The sequence below is a fragment of the Actinomadura sp. GTD37 genome (genome assembly GCF_041951365.1).
GTDB lineage: Bacteria > Actinomycetota > Actinomycetes > Streptosporangiales > Streptosporangiaceae > Spirillospora.
This window is the reverse complement of sequence record NZ_JBGNUS010000005.1, coordinates 317,277-332,778: the sequence shown is the minus strand read 5'-3', so window position 1 is coordinate 332,778 and position 15,502 is coordinate 317,277. Positions and strand designations below refer to the sequence as shown.

General features: G+C 72.1%; 11 protein-coding genes and 1 pseudogene. 9 read left to right on the top strand and 3 right to left on the bottom strand.

Annotation, left to right across the window (positions count from 1 at the left end; all coding sequences use genetic code 11):
- Positions 1 to 18 precede the first annotated feature (18 nt).
- From ACA511_RS26090 to ACA511_RS26075, 4 genes are all read left to right on the top strand, one after another.
- Positions 19 to 3,108, top strand: a complete 3,090-nt coding sequence (locus tag ACA511_RS26090; RefSeq protein WP_375027236.1) for an amino acid adenylation domain-containing protein — start codon at positions 19 to 21, stop codon at positions 3,106 to 3,108.
- 47 nt (positions 3,109 to 3,155) lie between these two features.
- A complete protein-coding gene (locus ACA511_RS26085) occupies positions 3,156 to 4,139 on the top strand; it encodes an aldo/keto reductase (RefSeq protein ID WP_375027235.1) in 984 nt (327 codons plus the stop codon).
- Between the two features lie 55 nt (positions 4,140 to 4,194).
- Positions 4,195 to 5,442 (top strand): cytochrome P450, encoded by a 1,248-nt coding sequence (locus tag ACA511_RS26080; RefSeq protein WP_375027234.1) that lies wholly within the window; start codon positions 4,195 to 4,197, stop codon positions 5,440 to 5,442.
- A gap of 347 nt (positions 5,443 to 5,789) precedes the next feature.
- Complete coding sequence (locus tag ACA511_RS26075; protein WP_375027233.1) at positions 5,790 to 6,830, top strand: zinc-dependent alcohol dehydrogenase family protein; 1,041 nt, start codon at positions 5,790 to 5,792, stop codon at positions 6,828 to 6,830.
- Positions 6,831 to 7,368: 538 nt separating this feature from the next.
- On the opposite strand, the gene ACA511_RS26070 is transcribed toward ACA511_RS26075, so the two are convergent.
- The gene (locus tag ACA511_RS26070) at positions 7,369 to 7,890 is read right to left on the bottom strand and encodes an HPP family protein (RefSeq protein ID WP_375027232.1); all 522 of its coding nucleotides are present in this window, start codon (positions 7,888 to 7,890) and stop codon (positions 7,369 to 7,371) included.
- A gap of 433 nt (positions 7,891 to 8,323) precedes the next feature.
- On the opposite strand from ACA511_RS26070, the gene ACA511_RS26065 reads away from it, so the two are divergent.
- The 3 genes and pseudogenes from ACA511_RS26065 to ACA511_RS26055 form a co-directional block, all read left to right on the top strand.
- Entirely contained in the window at positions 8,324 to 8,800 is a 477-nt protein-coding gene (locus tag ACA511_RS26065) for a hypothetical protein (RefSeq protein WP_375027231.1), read from the top strand.
- 62 nt (positions 8,801 to 8,862) lie between these two features.
- A complete protein-coding gene (locus ACA511_RS26060; RefSeq protein ID WP_375027230.1) occupies positions 8,863 to 10,581 on the top strand; it encodes a GAF domain-containing sensor histidine kinase in 1,719 nt (572 codons plus the stop codon).
- 249 nt (positions 10,582 to 10,830) lie between these two features.
- A pseudogene (locus ACA511_RS26055) lies at positions 10,831 to 11,109 on the top strand (hypothetical protein); the annotation flags it as partial.
- A gap of 212 nt (positions 11,110 to 11,321) precedes the next feature.
- Here the strand turns inward: ACA511_RS26055 and ACA511_RS26050 are convergent.
- Together ACA511_RS26050 and ACA511_RS26045 are read right to left on the bottom strand one after the other, a co-directional pair.
- A complete protein-coding gene (locus tag ACA511_RS26050; protein WP_375027229.1) occupies positions 11,322 to 12,767 on the bottom strand; it encodes an AAA family ATPase in 1,446 nt (481 codons plus the stop codon).
- A gap of 131 nt (positions 12,768 to 12,898) precedes the next feature.
- Complete coding sequence (locus ACA511_RS26045) at positions 12,899 to 13,339, bottom strand: universal stress protein (RefSeq protein WP_375027228.1); 441 nt, start codon at positions 13,337 to 13,339, stop codon at positions 12,899 to 12,901.
- 233 nt (positions 13,340 to 13,572) lie between these two features.
- Between ACA511_RS26045 and ACA511_RS26040 the strand changes: the two genes are divergently transcribed.
- Positions 13,573 to 13,740, top strand: a complete 168-nt coding sequence (locus ACA511_RS26040) for a universal stress protein (protein ID WP_375027227.1) — start codon at positions 13,573 to 13,575, stop codon at positions 13,738 to 13,740.
- A 105-nt stretch (positions 13,741 to 13,845) separates the two neighbouring features.
- On the top strand, positions 13,846 to 14,856 hold the full coding sequence (gene ppk2, locus ACA511_RS26035) for a polyphosphate kinase 2 (RefSeq protein ID WP_375027226.1): 1,011 nt from the start codon (positions 13,846 to 13,848) through the stop codon (positions 14,854 to 14,856).
- Positions 14,857 to 15,502: the final 646 nt, after the last annotated feature.

Sequence of the window (15,502 nt, the reverse complement as noted above, 5' to 3'; positions counted from 1 at the left end):
ATTGCGAGAGTGAGTGTCTTGGCTGAACGGCTGCGCGGAACCCCGCCCGGCGACGTCCTCGGCGGGCCGGTGCCCTATCCGGACGACATGACGATCCTCGGCCTGTTCGAGGCGCGCGCGGCCGAACGACCGGACGCCCCGGCGCTGGTGTTCGGCGACCGGGTCCTCACCTACGGGGTCCTCGACCGCCGTGCCAACGCGCTGGCCGCGCGGCTGGCGGACGCGGGGATCGGGCGGGGCGACTTCTCCTGCCTGGCGGTGGACGGCGGGCTGGAGCTCCCGCTGGGCATGATCGCCGCGATGAAGGTCGCGGCGCCCTTCGTCCCGATCGACCACACCGGGCCAGGCGAGCGCACCGAGCGGATGCTGGACGCCCTGGACGCCAAGCTCGTGCTGCGGTCGCCGGGCGGTGTCCCGCTGCCGGGCGGACGTCCCGAGATGACGGTGGACGCGACCGCGGCGGAGGAGCGGGAGGCCCCGCCGTCCTCGCCCCCGGCGGGCCTGGAGGACCTGGCGTACGGGTTCTACACCTCCGGTTCCACCGGGATCCCCAAGTGCGCCCTCAACGTCCACCGGGGACTGCTGAACCGGTTCCTGTACATGAGCCGCCGGTTCGACGACGGGTCGGGGAAGGTGGTGCTCCAGAACAGCCACCACCTGTTCGACTCCTCCCTGTGGCAGCTCCTGTGGCCGCTGACGGCGGGGAACGTCGTCGTGATCCCGGACCGGTCCGGGGTACTGGACCTCACCGCGACGATCGAGGTCATCCACCGGCACGGCGTCACGATGACCGACTTCGTCCCGTCGATCTTCAACACGCTGGTGGAGATGCTGCGCGCCCGGCCCGACCTGGTGCCCCGCCTCGCGTCGCTGCGGCGGCTGCTGATCGGCGGCGAGGAGATGACGCCCGGGACGGTGCACGCCTTCCGGGCCCTGCTGCCGCGCGTCGCGGTCGTCAACACGTTCGGGCCGACGGAGGCGTCGATCGGATCGGTGTTCCACGAGGTGACGGCCGCGGACGGCGACGACATCCCCATCGGCCTGCCCATCGACAACACCTACGCCGTCATCGTCGACGAGGAGATGCGGCCGGTCGAGCCGGGAGGGACGGGCGAGATCTGCATCGGCGGCGACTGCGTCGGCCTCGGCTACGTCGACGACCCCGCCAAGACCGCCGCCGCGTTCGTCCGGAACCCGTTCCCCCAGATCCCCGGCGACCGGCTCTACCGGACCGGGGACCGCGGCCACCGCCGGGCCGACGGCCTGCTGATGTTCGCGGGCCGCCTCGACCACCAGGTGAAGATCGCCGGGGTGCGGATCGAGCTGCCGGAGGTGGAGGCCGCGCTGCTGCGCCATCCCGACGTCCGCGACGCCAAGGCCATCGTCCACCAGGCGTCCGGCGCCCGGCTGCTGGTGGCGTTCGTGGTCCGCAGGTCCGGCGAGACCGGCGCCGGAGACCTCGGCGAGCACGCCCGCGCGGCGCTCCCCGCGGCGATGGTGCCGCGGCGGATCATCGTCCTGCCCGACCTGCCGCTGACGCCCAACGGGAAGGCGGACCGCAGGCAACTCGCCCGCATCGCCGCCGCGCAGGCCGGCGCCGCCGACGGGGACCCGCCGGTCGCCGGGGCCGCCGCGTCGGCCGCGCCCGCCGCGGACGACGACGTCCCGGCCGCCGTCGCCGCGATCTGGCGCGACCTGCTGCCGTTCGGCGCGGCCGGCGCCGCCGGCGACTTCTTCGACCTCGGCGGGGACTCCCTCATCGCGCACCGGCTGACCGCCGCGTTCGCGGACCGGTTCGGCGTCGACGTCCCGGTCCGGGACGTGTTCGCCTACCCGGCGTTCGACCAGCACGTCGCGCTCGTCCAGGGGGACGGCCCCGCCGAGCACGACGCGGCCGACCCCGGGCTCGTCATGGCCGACACGGTCCTGCCCGCCGACATCACCGCGAGCGGCGCCGCCCCGCCCGCCGCCCCGCCCGCCGCGATGGACGACGTGCTGCTGACCGGCGCCACCGGGTTCGTCGGCGCGCAGCTTCTGCGCGACCTGCTCACCCGCACCTCGGCGACCGTGCACTGCCTGGTCCGCGGCGACGACGGACGCTCCGCCCGCGACCGGATCATCGCCAACCTCCGCTACTACCGGCTCTGGGACGACGCGTTCGCCGGCCGCGTCCGCGTCCTCGCCGGCGATCTCCGCCGTCCCCGCTTCGGCCTCGGCGACGCGGGCTTCGCGAGGCTGGCCGCGCGCGTCGACACCATCCTGCACAACGCCGCCATGATCAACCTCGCCCGGGACTACCGCGCCCATCGCGACGCCAACGTGTCCGGGACCGTGGAGGTGCTGCGGCTCGCCACCACCACGCGCCTCAAGCACGTCCACTTCATGTCCACGATCGGGGTCCTGCCCGCCGGAGTCGACGACGAGGGCGCCGCCGCGCTCGAAACCCCCGTCGACCCGGCCGGCCCCCGCCCCGGCGACGGGTACGGCCTGTCCAAATGGGTGGGCGAGCGGCTCCTGGAACAGGCCGCCGACCGCGGCGTCCCCACCACCGTCTACCGGCTGGGCGAGGTCCTGCCGCATTCCGGCACCGGAGTGCCGAGCCGCCGCGGCCTGTCCGACCTCATCATCAAGGCGTGCCTGCACACCGGGTCCTGGTTCCGCAGCCCCGTCGCGATGGACTGCACCCCCGTCGACTACGTCGGCGCGTTCGTGGTCGAGGCGGCGGCCGGCGGCGGAGGCGGATGCTTCCACGTCGTCCAGCCCGCCGCCCAGTGCCTGGACGACCTCCTGGCCGCCTTCACCGCGCGGTTCGGCCTCGCCGAGGTCGCCTACCCGGAGTTCTGGGAGGCGGTGAGCCGGGCGGCGGAGAATCGGCCCGACGACCGCGACCTCGCCGGCGTCCTCGCGCTGCTCCCGCGCCCGGACGGCGACGGCGACCGCATCAGCGCGTCGCTCACCGCCCTGTTCTGGGGCGAGGCCACCGCGGTGTCCCGCACCCGCGCCGAACGCCTGATCACCGAGGCGGGCCTGCCGTGGACCCCCATCGCGCCCGCCCTGTTCGACCGGTACGCGACCTACTACCACTCGGTGGACGAGGCGGTCGGCTGACCCCGCCTGGTCTTCCCGAACCCGGCCAACACCACGATGGGACGGACATGAAATATCGGCGTTTCGGACGACTCGGCTGGTCCGTCAGCGAGGTCGGCTACGGAATGTGGGGCATCGCCGGCGGCGAAGGCGGCTGGACGGGCGCCGACGACGACACCGGCGCCCCGGCCCTCGACGAGGCCGCCCGCCTCGGCTGCAACTTCTTCGACACCGCCTGGATCTACGGCCGCGGCCACAGCGAGGAGATGCTCGCCCGCCTGCTGGCGGACCGTCCCGGCGACCGCCTCTACACCGCCACGAAGATCCCGCCGAAGGACCGCGCGTTCCCCTCCACCCGCGCGTCGCGGCTGGAGGACGTGTTCCCTCCCGACCACATCTACGACTACACCCGCAAGAGCCTCGACGGCCTCGGCGTCGACACCATCGACCTCCTCCAGTTCCACGTCTGGGAGGACTCCTGGGCGCAGGACCGCCGCTGGCAGGACTCCGTCCGCCGGCTCAAGGAGGAGGGCCTGATCACCGGCGTCGGCATCAGCGTCAACCGCTGGGAACCCTGGAACGTGCTCAAGACCCTCGACACCGGCCTCATCGACGCCGTCCAGGTCATCTACAACATCTTCGACCAGGCCCCCGAGGACGAGCTGTTCGGCGCGTGCCAGGACCGCGACATCGCCGTGATCGCCCGCGTCCCCTTCGACGAGGGAACCCTCACCGGCGCCCTCGCCCACGACACCCGCTGGCCCTGCGGCGACTGGCGCAACTCCTACTTCGTCCCGGAGAACCTGCACGCCAGCGTCGAACGCGCCGAACGCCTCAAGACCGTCGTCCCCGAGGGCATGACCCTGCCCGAACTCGCGCTCCGCTTCATCCTGCGCCACCCCGCCGTCAGCACCGTCATCCCCGGCATGCGCCGCCTCCACCACGTCCGCGCCAACCTCGGCGTCAGCGACGGCAGGCCCCTGCGCGAAGGGATCATGAACGAGCTCCGGCTCCACCGATGGGACCGCGAGCCGACCTCGTGGTCGCAGTGACCCGGTCCACCGTCCCGCCCCGGACCAGGGGCCCGGCCCAGAGAAGCTCCGTGCCATGCAGATGACCGTCCCCGCGGCGTCCGCCGTCCCGCTCGCCGACGTCGACCTCTACCCCGCCAGCTTCTACCGGCTCGGCGACCCCCACGCCGCGTGGCGGACCCTGCGCGCCCAGGCCCCGACCTGGCGGCAGCACGCCCCGGACGGCACCGAGTTCTGGTCCGTCACCCGCTACCACGACGTGGTCGCCGTCCTCAAGGACACCCGCAGGTTCAGCTCCGAGTACAGCACCATGCTCAGCGCCCTGGCCGGCGACACCGCCAAGGGCAAGGCCATCCACCTCACCGACCCGCCCCGCCACGGCGTCCTGCGCACCGCCACCGTCCAGGCCCTGTCGACCCGCGTGATGCGCGACCGCGAACCCCGCGTCCGCGCCCGTATCGCCGCCATGGTCGACGCCGCCATCGGCGAGTCGGCGGGGGAGGGCGCCACGGACTTCGCCGCGCTCGCCATGGCCGTGCCCATGGCCGCGACCGGCGAGGTCCTCGGCGTCCCGCCCGAATGCTGGGCCGACGTCGCCCGCTGGACCATGGCGTCCATGGCCCCCGAGGACCCCGCCTACCGCGGCGACGACCCCCAGGCGACCCTCATGGACGCCCACATCTCCCTGTTCGCCCTGTTCGCCGACCTCATCCAGCAGCGCCGCGACCGCCCGACCGGCGACGTCGTCTCCCTGCTCGCCGCGCTGGAACTCGACGGCCGCGCCGCGACCGACGAGGAGGTCCTGGTCAACTGCTACGCGTTCATCATGGGCGCGATCCCCACCGTCCCGCAGGTCGCCTCCCACCTCGCCCTCGCCGCAGCGCACGACCCGGACCTGTGGCGCCGCCTGGCCACCGACCCGCAGGTCAGGAGCACCGCCCTGGAGGAGGCCCTCCGCTGGTCCAGCCCCATCAACCACCTCCTGCGCCGCACCACCGAACCGGTCCTCCTCGGCGGCGAGACCGTCCCCGAGGGCGCCCTCGTCGCCGCCTGGATCGGTTCGGCCAACCACGACGAGGACGTGTTCCCCAGTCCCCACACCTTCATCGCCGATCGCCGTCCGAACCCCCACATCGCCTTCGGCGCCGGCCCCCACCGCTGTATCGGCAACCCGCCCGCCCGCGCCGGCCTGTCGATCCTCCTGGACGAGCTCACCCGCAAGGTCGCCGCCATCGAACCCGTCGGCGACGCCGCCCACCTGGAGTCCAACTTCCTCAACGGCATCACCCGCCTCCCCCTCCGGCTCCACCCGCGAGCCGGGTGACCCGAGCAGGACGTGTCCAGTTGAACCGGACAGTCCGGTACTTCTCGCGCAGGGCCTCACTCGTCGCCGGAGACGACCGGGCTGGGACGTCCCCGGTCTGGTCGGGCTACCGGTGCTCATCGCCGCCGTCGCGCTGCTGTTCGCCGCGCGTTACCCGTGCGGCATCTTCGACTTCGTCATGGGCATGAACCGCTGAGTGCTGCGGGTGGCCGGCGACGTCTTCCTGATGACCGACCGGTATCCGCAGTTCCGGCTCGACAGGGGCGGCGCGGAGCCGGCGTCCGAGCCGGTCGGCACCGGGGCGGCCGGGCAGGGACCACAGCCGAAGCGATGGAAGGGGGCGCGTCATGCGAGCGGTGGTGTACCACGGTCCGGGAAACAAGGCGTGGGAAGAGGTGCCCAAGCCACAGGTCGTCGAGGACGGCGACGCGGTGGTGCGGGTCGACGCGGTGACGATCTGCGGGACGGATCTGCACATCCTCAAGGGCGACGTCCCGGCCGTGACCGACGGGCGGATCCTCGGGCACGAGGCGGTCGGAACGGTGGAGGCCGTCGGCCCGGCCGTGCGGACGGTCGAGCCCGGCGACAAGGTGCTGGTCTCGTGCATCACCGCGTGCGGGACGTGCCGGTTCTGCCGCGAGGCCCGCTACGGGCAGTGCCTGGGCGGTGGCGGGTGGATCCTCGGCCACAAGATCGACGGGACGCAGGCCGAGTACGTGCGGGTGCCGTTCGCCGACACGTCCGTGTACCCGGTGCCCGACGGGGTGGCGGCGGAGGACGTGCTGATGCTGGCCGACATCCTGCCGACCGGCTACGAGGTCGGCGTGCTCAACGGCGCCGTCCGTCCGGGCGACACGGTCGCGGTGGTGGGCGCCGGCCCGATCGGGCTGTCGGCGATCATGGGCGCGCGGCTGTTCAGCCCCAGCCGGATCATCGCGATCGACCTCGCGGACGGCCGCCTGGAGGCGGCGAAGAGGTTCGGTGCCGACACCGTCGTCAACAACTCCCGGCAGGACCCGCTCGCGGCCGTCCGCGACCTCACCGGCGGACTCGGGGCGGACGCGACCATCGAGGCCGTCGGCGTCCCCGAAACCTTCGAGGCGGCGGTCGCGCTCGCCCGGCCGGGCGGCCACATCTCCAACGTCGGCGTGCACGGCACTCCCGCCGCCCTGCACCTGGAAGAGCAGTGGATCCGCGACATCACCATCACCACGGGCCTGGTCGACACCTTCTCCACGCCGACTCTGCTCCGCCTGGTCGCCGGCGGTCAGCTCGACGCCGGCCGCTTCATCACCCACCACTTCCCGATGGGGGAATTCCTCCGGGCCTATGACGTCTTCGCCGATGCCGCCGAGACCGGTGCGCTGAAGGTCGTCCTGACTCGCTGACTCCTCCCGACCGCGAGGCCGCAGTCCGTCCCGAGGGAGGGCTGCGGCCTTCGCCGTCCGCACAGGTGCCCCCGAACCGGCCAGTACGCGGATCCGGGAGTGCGGGCCGGTGACCGCCGTCCCTCGCACTGCGGGACCTTCGGCCGCTGAAGAGGGGTGGTGTCGCGTTCGGGCCCCGTATCCGACGGACGCGCCGGGGAAGATCGTGATCGGTGTCGAGGGCCTGGACGACGAGCGGACATTCCTCGAATGGGCGTTCAGGAGGCCGCCTCGCGGGGCGCCGGGGTCCTCGCCTCGCACGCGGTGACTGAGCACCTCTTGGCTGCGTGAGACGACCGTGGAAGAGGAGCGGTCGTAGGGCGGGGCGGGATCCACCGGTCCATGGTGTCTCCTCACGCTGAGGTCCAGATCCCCCCTGCGCGGTGTTTGCGATGCGCCGAACCTCTGCACCATGCCCCGTGCGCGGTGGCGATCGTCCCGCAGCACCGGCCCGCCGGCTGACAGCGCGGTCTGCGCCCCCGGCTGCGGCGGTGTCCGCTCAGTCGGGCTCGATGCCGCCGGCGCCCGGGTGGGCCGGCGGGGTGCTCGGAAGCACTGGTTCGATCCGGTAGAGGGACGGCATGCCTCCGCCGGCCGGAGCGATGTCGCGCTCCGCACCGGCGAGTGCGCCGATCAGGTCCCGTGCGGTGATCAGGCCGACCAGGGCGCCATGGTCGTTGGTCACCGGTACGAAGTCCTCGCCGGATTCGACCATGGCGCGTGCCGCCTCGCGGACGGTGGCCGACGGCCGGACCGTCACGGGCGGCCGGGACGGCAGGAGGGTCGTCACGGGCCGGCGGGCATGCTGCGGGACGGCGGCGTTCCACATCGAGGTCAGGGTCTGCGCGTCGACGACGCCCAGGAAGCCGCCCTCGTCATCGGTCACGGGCAGATGGTGCACTTCGGCCTTGCACATCAGCTCCCAGGCCATCAGCACGGACTCGCTCGCGGCGACGGTGAGCAGGTCCCGGGTCATCAGCTCGGCGGCGGGGCGCTGTTCCAGCGGCGGTTGCTCGGTCATGTTCCCCTCCTGGTTCGCTTTCGTCGGGGCCTGCACGTCCGGTGTCCGTGCCTGGGAATGTTCACGGCCGCGCCTCCTTCTACTGCAAGCCTGCGCTTCCCGTCCGAGCGCACCCAGGGCCGAAGGTCCTGCTCATCGGTGGACCCATGCCTCTGAAAAAGGCGTCCCCAACCGTCAAGGGTCGGAACCAGGGAGGTGAGCTCGATGGACGGACGGGCCGTTCCGGTGGGGTTGGACGCCCCCTCCGGCCGCCGGACGGGCGCTGCGCCGGGCGGCTGCCGAGGCGTCCTTGCGCGGGGTGCATCTGGCGGCCTCCACGGTCCTGCGTGTTCCCGCGCACGCAGATCGTCCCCCAGATCCCTGCTCGGCGCGCGAGGTGCCGGGGCCCGGTCGCGGTCGTGTATGGGCGCGACCCGAACATCAAGGAGTGGTCATGATCCGAGTGCTGGTGGCGTACGCCTCCGAGCGCGGAGGAACCGCCGAGATCGCCGACTGGGTGGGCGCCGCGCTGCGCCTGGCGGGTGTGGAGGCCGAGCAGACGGTGACGCCGTCGCCGTCGGGGAGCCGGACGTCCAGTACCGCCACGTCGGGGCGGGCGGCGGGGATGCGTGCAGGTCTGGGCTATTGCAGACCTTCGTCCATGCAGGTCACCCGGTTTTCCGCGCAGAGCGCGCAGGATAGAGGGACGGCCCTGGCCGGGTCGGCGTCGCTGCTGGTCTCCGGCGTTGACGCGCCCGCCGATTGGCTGTGTGCAGGGCAGGCGCTGGAAGTGCCCGAGCTGCGGACGTTCATCGAGGCCCGCTTTTGCAGCGGCGCTCACCCGCAAACGCTGTTGCGCCCGGGCGTCCCCGAAGGGGCGGAGCTGGGGACGGTCCGCCGCCCGGCCGCGGAGGTGGTCGAGGAGAGGTGACCGGTGGGCGGGGGCATCGTCCGAGGTATGACATTACGGGTGTTGCCGGGAATACTGCTTGCATGGCAGACGACCCCCGGGCCGGTGAGGATCGGGCGAGGCTCGTTCTCCCGCAGTTGCAACTCGACGACCTGCTGTCGGAGCTCCAGGCGCGGTTGGAGGCGGCGCGGGCGACCCGTGACCGGGTGCACGCGCTGCTGGAGGCCGTGGTCTCGATCGGCAGCGAGCTGGATCTGGAATCGGTGCTGCGGCGGATCATCGAGGCGGCGACCACTCTGGTCGACGCCCGGTACGGCGCTCTGGGCGTGATCGCGGAGGAGGGCGAGCGGCTCGTCCAGTTCATCACCGTGGGGGTCGGCGACGACGAGATCGAGGCGATCGGGCACTGGCCGCACGGGCACGGCGTCCTGGGCCTGCTGATCCGCGAACCGCGCGGGATCCGGATCGCGGAGCTGGGCGGGCATCCGGCCTCGTCCGGCTTCCCGGCGGACCATCCGCCGATGCGGACGTTCCTGGGGGTGCCGATCCGGGTCCGGAACGAGGTGTTCGGCAACCTCTACCTGACCGAGAAGGCCGGCGGCGGAGAGTTCGAGGACGATGACGAGGTCGTCGTGACCGCGCTGGCGACGGCGGCGGGCGTGGCGATCGAGAACGCCCGGCTGTACGAGGAGACGCGGCGCCGGGAGCGGTGGCTGGAGGCGTCCACGGAGATCTCCACGGCGCTGCTGTCGGGCACCGATCCGCACGAGGTGACCGAGCTGGTCGCGCAGCGCGCGCGGGAGATCACTGACGCCGGGCTGGCGACGGTGGCGCTGCTGGACGAGGGCGGCGCGGAGTTCGTGGTGGCGGCCGCGCACGGGGACGGCGCCGAACTGCTTGCCGGGCTGGGCGTGCCCCGCGACCATCCGGTGGCCGGGAAGGTGTTCCACGAGGGGGTCGCGCAGCGGCTGGCGGACGGGAGCGAGGCCGCCCGCCAGGCCGAGGTGCCGCCCCGGGTGCCGGTCGGGCCGCTGCTGGTGGTGCCGCTGGGGCTCGGCTCCTCGGCGCAGGGCGTGCTGTCGGTGATCAATGCGCCGGGCGGGCCGGTCTTCTCGGAGGCGTCGCAGCGGCTGCTGGAGGCGTTCGCGGGGCAGGCGGCGGTCGCGTTGGAGCTGGCCCGCCGGCGCCGCGACACCGAGCGGCTGGCGCTGCTGGAGGACCGCGACCGGATCGCCAAGGACCTGCACGACACCGTCATCCAGCGGCTGTTCGCCACGGCGATGACGCTGATGGCCGCGATCAAGATCACCCAGAAGCGGGAGGTCGCGGTCCGGATCCAGCGGGCGGTGGACGACCTGGACGACACCATGCGCCAGATCCGGTCGACGATCTTCGCGTTGCAGGCGTCGGTGGACGCCGAATCGCTGCGCAGCCGGGTGCACGCCCTGGTGGACGCCGCCGCCGAGCACCTGGGATTCGCCCCGTCGGTGCGGCTGGACGGGCTGCTGGACACCGCGGTCGACGACGACACCGGCGAACACCTGCAGGCCGTGGTCCGCGAGGCCCTGTCCAACGTGGCCCGCCACGCCCGCGCGTCCCAGGTCACCGTGGCCATCGACGTCGGCGACGAACTGCTCCTGCGGGTCGAGGACGACGGCGTCGGCATCCCTGAGGACGGCCGCCGCAGCGGTCTGCGCAACATGGGCGAACGGGCCGAGGGACTGGGCGGCTCGTTCACCACCCGACCTCGTCCAGAGGGCGGCACGATCCTCACCTGGCAGGTCCCGCTCAAGGAGGTCTGAGCAGCGCCACGCATCCGGGCAGCCTCTTGTTCCATCCGGCTAGATCCACACCACGGTGACACGGGCCCGCCAGCTACGACGCCGACGGTGACACCTGCAGAGGCCGGCGCCCGCGCCTTCAGGCCCCCAATACCGCCGAACGCAGGGACCTTGGTCCCGTTGATCGTGCGCCGAACGGATCTAAAGCACCGGCCGCAGGCGGCGTTGAATCAGAGATGAAGCAACCGGCGACGCGATGGAAGGTGAGAGGCGATGGCCGACTGGCTGTTCATGATCGGCCTCGCGGGGATCGGCGCCGCCCTCATCCTCGGCATCGGCATGCGGATCGCCGCCGTCGCCGGCACCGCGCTGCTGGTACTGATGTGGACGGCCGTCCTTCCCCCGGAGAACAACGTCTTCATGGACGACCACCTCGTCTACGCGATCCTGATCGTCGGGCTGGCCCTGGTCAGCGCCGGCGACACCCTGGGCCTCGGCCGCTGGTGGACGAACACCGCCCTGGCCAAGCGCTTCCCCATCCTCAAGTAGCCAACGGCAATCGCCAAGGACGCCCGCCCTGCGGCGGGCGTCCTTCTGCGCGTCAGCGGTTGTGTCAACGCGCCGGCACAAGGCCGAGCATTTGCGACATCGCGCGCTGAGAGTCCCCTACGCGCCGAGCGGCCAACGTCAGGCGCGGCGGTATCCGGGTGTCCAGCCCTCGCTCGGCCGGGAAGAGGAGCGGGGGCCGGTCCCCGCGGCGGTCAGCCGTGCGGCTGGACGATGCGCAGTGCCTGCTCGACGGCGTGGTCGAGTGTGCTGCCCGTGTCGACCGGGGCCGATTCGGGCCAGGGTGCGGCGTGTGCGTGCATGGCGTCGGCGATGGCGGCGTCGGCGTCGGAGGCGCCCCGTGTACGGAGGCGGATCCGCTCGGCGGCGACGGCCTGGGGGACCTCGCAGCGCAGGGACGACAGGGCCGCGTGTTCGCGCTCGGCGACCAGGGCCGGGAGGTCCCGCTGCTCCTTGGAGGTCCACGAGGCGTCCAGGATGACCGTCTCGCCGAGCCGGAGCAGTATGGCGGCGCGATCGGCGAGCTCCTGGTAGGTGCGGTGGTTCCATTCGGGGCCGTACAGGCCGGTGCCGTAGGGGGCGGCGGCGGAGTCGAGGGGGGCGAGCCCGGCGAGTTCCTTGCGGACCCGGTCGCTGCCGAGCACCGAGCAGCCGAGCCGGTCGGCCAGGGCGCCGGCCAGCGAGGACTTGCCGGTGCCGGGCAGGCCGCCCACCAGGATCAGCCCGACCCGTCCGGTGCGCAGACGGCGCAGGGCGACGTCTGCGTAGGCGCGTGCTTCGGCGGCGGCGTCCGGGTCGCCTTGGGCGTGGCGCAGGCAGGCGACCTTGGCGCGGACGAACGCCCGGTAGGCGATGTAGTGGTGCCGCAACGAGGACGGCGCCGGGTCGCCGGCGAACGCGGCGTACTCGTTGAGGAGGTATTCGCCCAGTTCGGGGGCGCCGAGGCGTTCGAGGTCCATGGCCAGGAACGAGGCGTCGTCGAATCCGTCCAGGCTGCGCAGTGCCCGGTCGAACTCCAGGCAGTCCAGGACGCGGGGGCCGTCGTCCAGGCAGAAGATGTCGCCGGCCAGCAGGTCGCCGTGGCCGTCGAGGACCCGGCCGTCGGCGATGCGCGCGTCGAACAGCGCCTGGCGGCCGTCGAGGAACTCGTCGGCGAGGGCCTCGATCTCGGCCGCGGCCGCGGCGTCGAGCACCTCGCCGTGAAACGGGCGCACCTGGTCGAAGCTGTCGTGCCAGCGGGCCTGGACGGCATCGCGGGTGCCGTGGGCGCTGATCTCGGGGCCCCGTGGGGCTCTGGCGTGCCAGGCGGCCAGGATCCGCGCGGTGTCGCGCAGCGCTTCCTTGACCGGCGCGCCCGCCTTGACCAGGGCGGCAAGGCGCCGGTCGGCGGGCATCCGGCGCATGACGACCAGGTGATCGCAGACGTCGCCGTCCGGGCCGTGCACGTCGGCGACGCCGAGGTAGACGTCGGGGGCGAACCGCCGGTTGAGGCGGACCTCCTCGTGGCAGGCGTGCTCGCGCAGTTCCCGGGTGCTGAAGTCGAGGAACCCCAGGCTCACCGGCTTCTTGATCTTGTAGGCGCGGTCTCCGGCGAAGAAGACGACACCGATGTGGGTCTCGCTGACTGCGGCGTTGTCCATGGCCCTCACGCTCTCGGATACGGGGCGTGGCGCGTGTCGTCGTGGTCGTACCCGAGGGTGCGGACGACATCCACGACGCCTCCGTGGACGGTCCGGCGCTTCATGGTGTCCCCCTAAGGGGGTTGCCGGGTTCAGGAAGCCTCGGACGCGGCGGTGTGGTCGGCGCAGATCACGATCTGGCAGCGGGCGCGCTCGCGCACGATCGGGACGGTGTCCCCGCCGAGCGGGTTGCCGTGCTCGGAGTGCGCCCGGGCGCCGATGACCAGCAGCTCGGCGTGCTCGGCGGCACGGGCGAGTGATTCGCCGGGAGCACCGCGCAGGACGCGGAGCCGGGTGTTGAGGTGCTGGGGGCGCGGGATCGCGTGCGCGACCAGGCGACGTAGCCGCAGCCACTCGCGCGCGGTCCTGAAGGGGCGGGACGCCGTGCCGCCGTCAGCGTCCAGGACGCGGACGACGTCGAGCCGCGCATGGCGGTCGAGGGCCTCCCGGGCGGCGCGGCGCAGCGCGGCCAGGGAGTTGGGCGAACCGTCCACTCCCACGACGACGGAGCGGTGCTCGGGCATGACCCACATTGGCGGCCTCCTTGGCTCACTTCCACTGTCGTCCGAGGGACGCCCGCAGGTCAGAGCCGACCGTCCCCGCAGGCTCGGGACCTTCGTCCCCCTCCGCGTCCTGCCGGTGCGGAGCCGCAGTGGTCGAGTCCCCGGCCGGATGCGATGGCGGAGGTCCCCGGTGACGCGGGCCGTTCGGCCCTGTGAAGGCGATATGCCCGGCGATGGCATGGAGTCGACACGAGGAGGACGCCATGAGCCATGTGGTCGTCGGCGTGGACGGCTCGGCGGGCGCGGACGCGGCGCTGGCCTTCGGGTTCGAGGAGGCTGCGCCGCGCGGCTGGCGGCTGCGCGCGGTGTACGGATGCCGGAAACCGGGCGCGGCCCCCGACGGGGACGCCGGTGATGCACGAGCCGGATAGTGAAACCATGGGCAAGAGGTCGAGACGCTGTGCGACCGCGTCACCCTCACCCGCGCGGGGCCGGACTGCAGAGTCCGGGACGTTCGCCGAGCTGCGTCACGGCCGGTGTCCTGGACGGTACTCATCCTGTCGGCTCTGCTCGGCCCGATGTTCGGCCCGAGTCTGAACCTGCCGGACGTGGTGCTGAACCTCCCGCCGTCCACCCACGCGCCCAAGATGCCGTTGGAGGGTCTCCTCCCGGCTCGACTGCCGCGGGAGCACCGATGGGCATCGGTCAGACTGGAGTACGCGTGTCCGGTCTTTGGAGGCGGTATGGGTGGTCCACGGCGTTTGCCCCGGCAGATCTACGAGCGCGAACTGCTCCGCCTGCAAGAGCAGTTGATGGTGCTGCAGGAGTGGGTGCGCGCGGAGGGCGCCCGCGTCGCCGTCGTGTTCGAGGGACGGGACGCCGCCGGCAAGGGCAGCACCATCAAGCGCGTCACCGAGTACCTCAACCCTCGCGTCGCGCGGATCGTGGCGCTTCCGGCGCCGACCGACCGGGAGCGGACCCAGTGGTACTTCCAGCGGTACGTCGAACACCTGCCCGCGGCCGGTGAGATCGTCCTGTTCGACCGGTCGTGGTACAACCGCGCGGGGGTCGAGCGGGTCATGGGGTTCTGCACCGGTCAGGAGTACAGGCGCTTCCTGCACCAGTGCCCCATCTTCGAGCGGATGCTGGTCGAGGACGGCATCTTGCTGAACAAGTACTGGTTCTCGGTCAGCGACGCCGAGCAGGAACGCCGCTTCCGCAGCCGGCTCGACGATCCGATGCGGCGATGGAAACTGTCCGCCATGGATTTGGAGTCGATTTCGCGTTGGGAGGAGTACTCGCGCGCCAAGGACGAGATGTTCGTCCACACCGACATTCCCGAGGCGCCCTGGTATGTGGTCGACAGCGATGACAAGCGCCGCGCCCGCATCAACATGATCTCGCACCTGCTGTCGAGCATTCCCTACCGGGAAATGGAACGCCCGCCGCTCCAGCTACCGCACCGGCCCCCTCCCAAGGGTTACGAGCGCCCTCCGCGAGACGAGCAGACCTACGTCCCGGACCGCGCCGCGACCTTGCAGAGGTGAGGAGCGGCGCGCGGACCCCGGCGCCGGCTCGTGTGGACTCGGGACCAACGGCCAGCAGCCAGTGCCCGGATGACGCCCCAGATCCGGGCGGCCGCCAGGTCGTGGACCGATCCGCGCAGCGGGCCCGACACCACAGCAGGCTGCCGTCCGGGGCGGCGATGACTCGCAGGTTCATCCCGTGGCGGCGATGCTTGGCGACGAGACCACCTTTGCACGCTTAATCGCACGTGGCTCTGCACGCGGATATGTACGCCGACAATTGGCTTCCATCGGCGTTGGTCTATCAAATCTGCGCTGCCCGGAACGGCGGCTCCATCTCCGGATTGGGAGCCAGAGCACCGCGATTCTCAATGAACAACTCGCACCGGGGTGTCGCGTAGCACCGTCGATGGTTGTTTGATTCGCCGCTATCGAGGCGCGGGTAGGTGCACAGGGTTCCCGCATCTCGCCTACCGCGTCCATGGTGGGTCGGTCGCCGTTAGAAATTGGCCCCTCTATCACTAGTGCTCTGCGCCTGAAATGCGTTGTGTAAATCTATGGCGGGTCGATGGTGAGGACGTCGCGGCCGAAGGCGCCGTTTTCAGTGACTCGGGCGGCGACCTCTACGCAGGCGTATGGGTTGTGGTTCCGGATCGTGCCGGTCTGC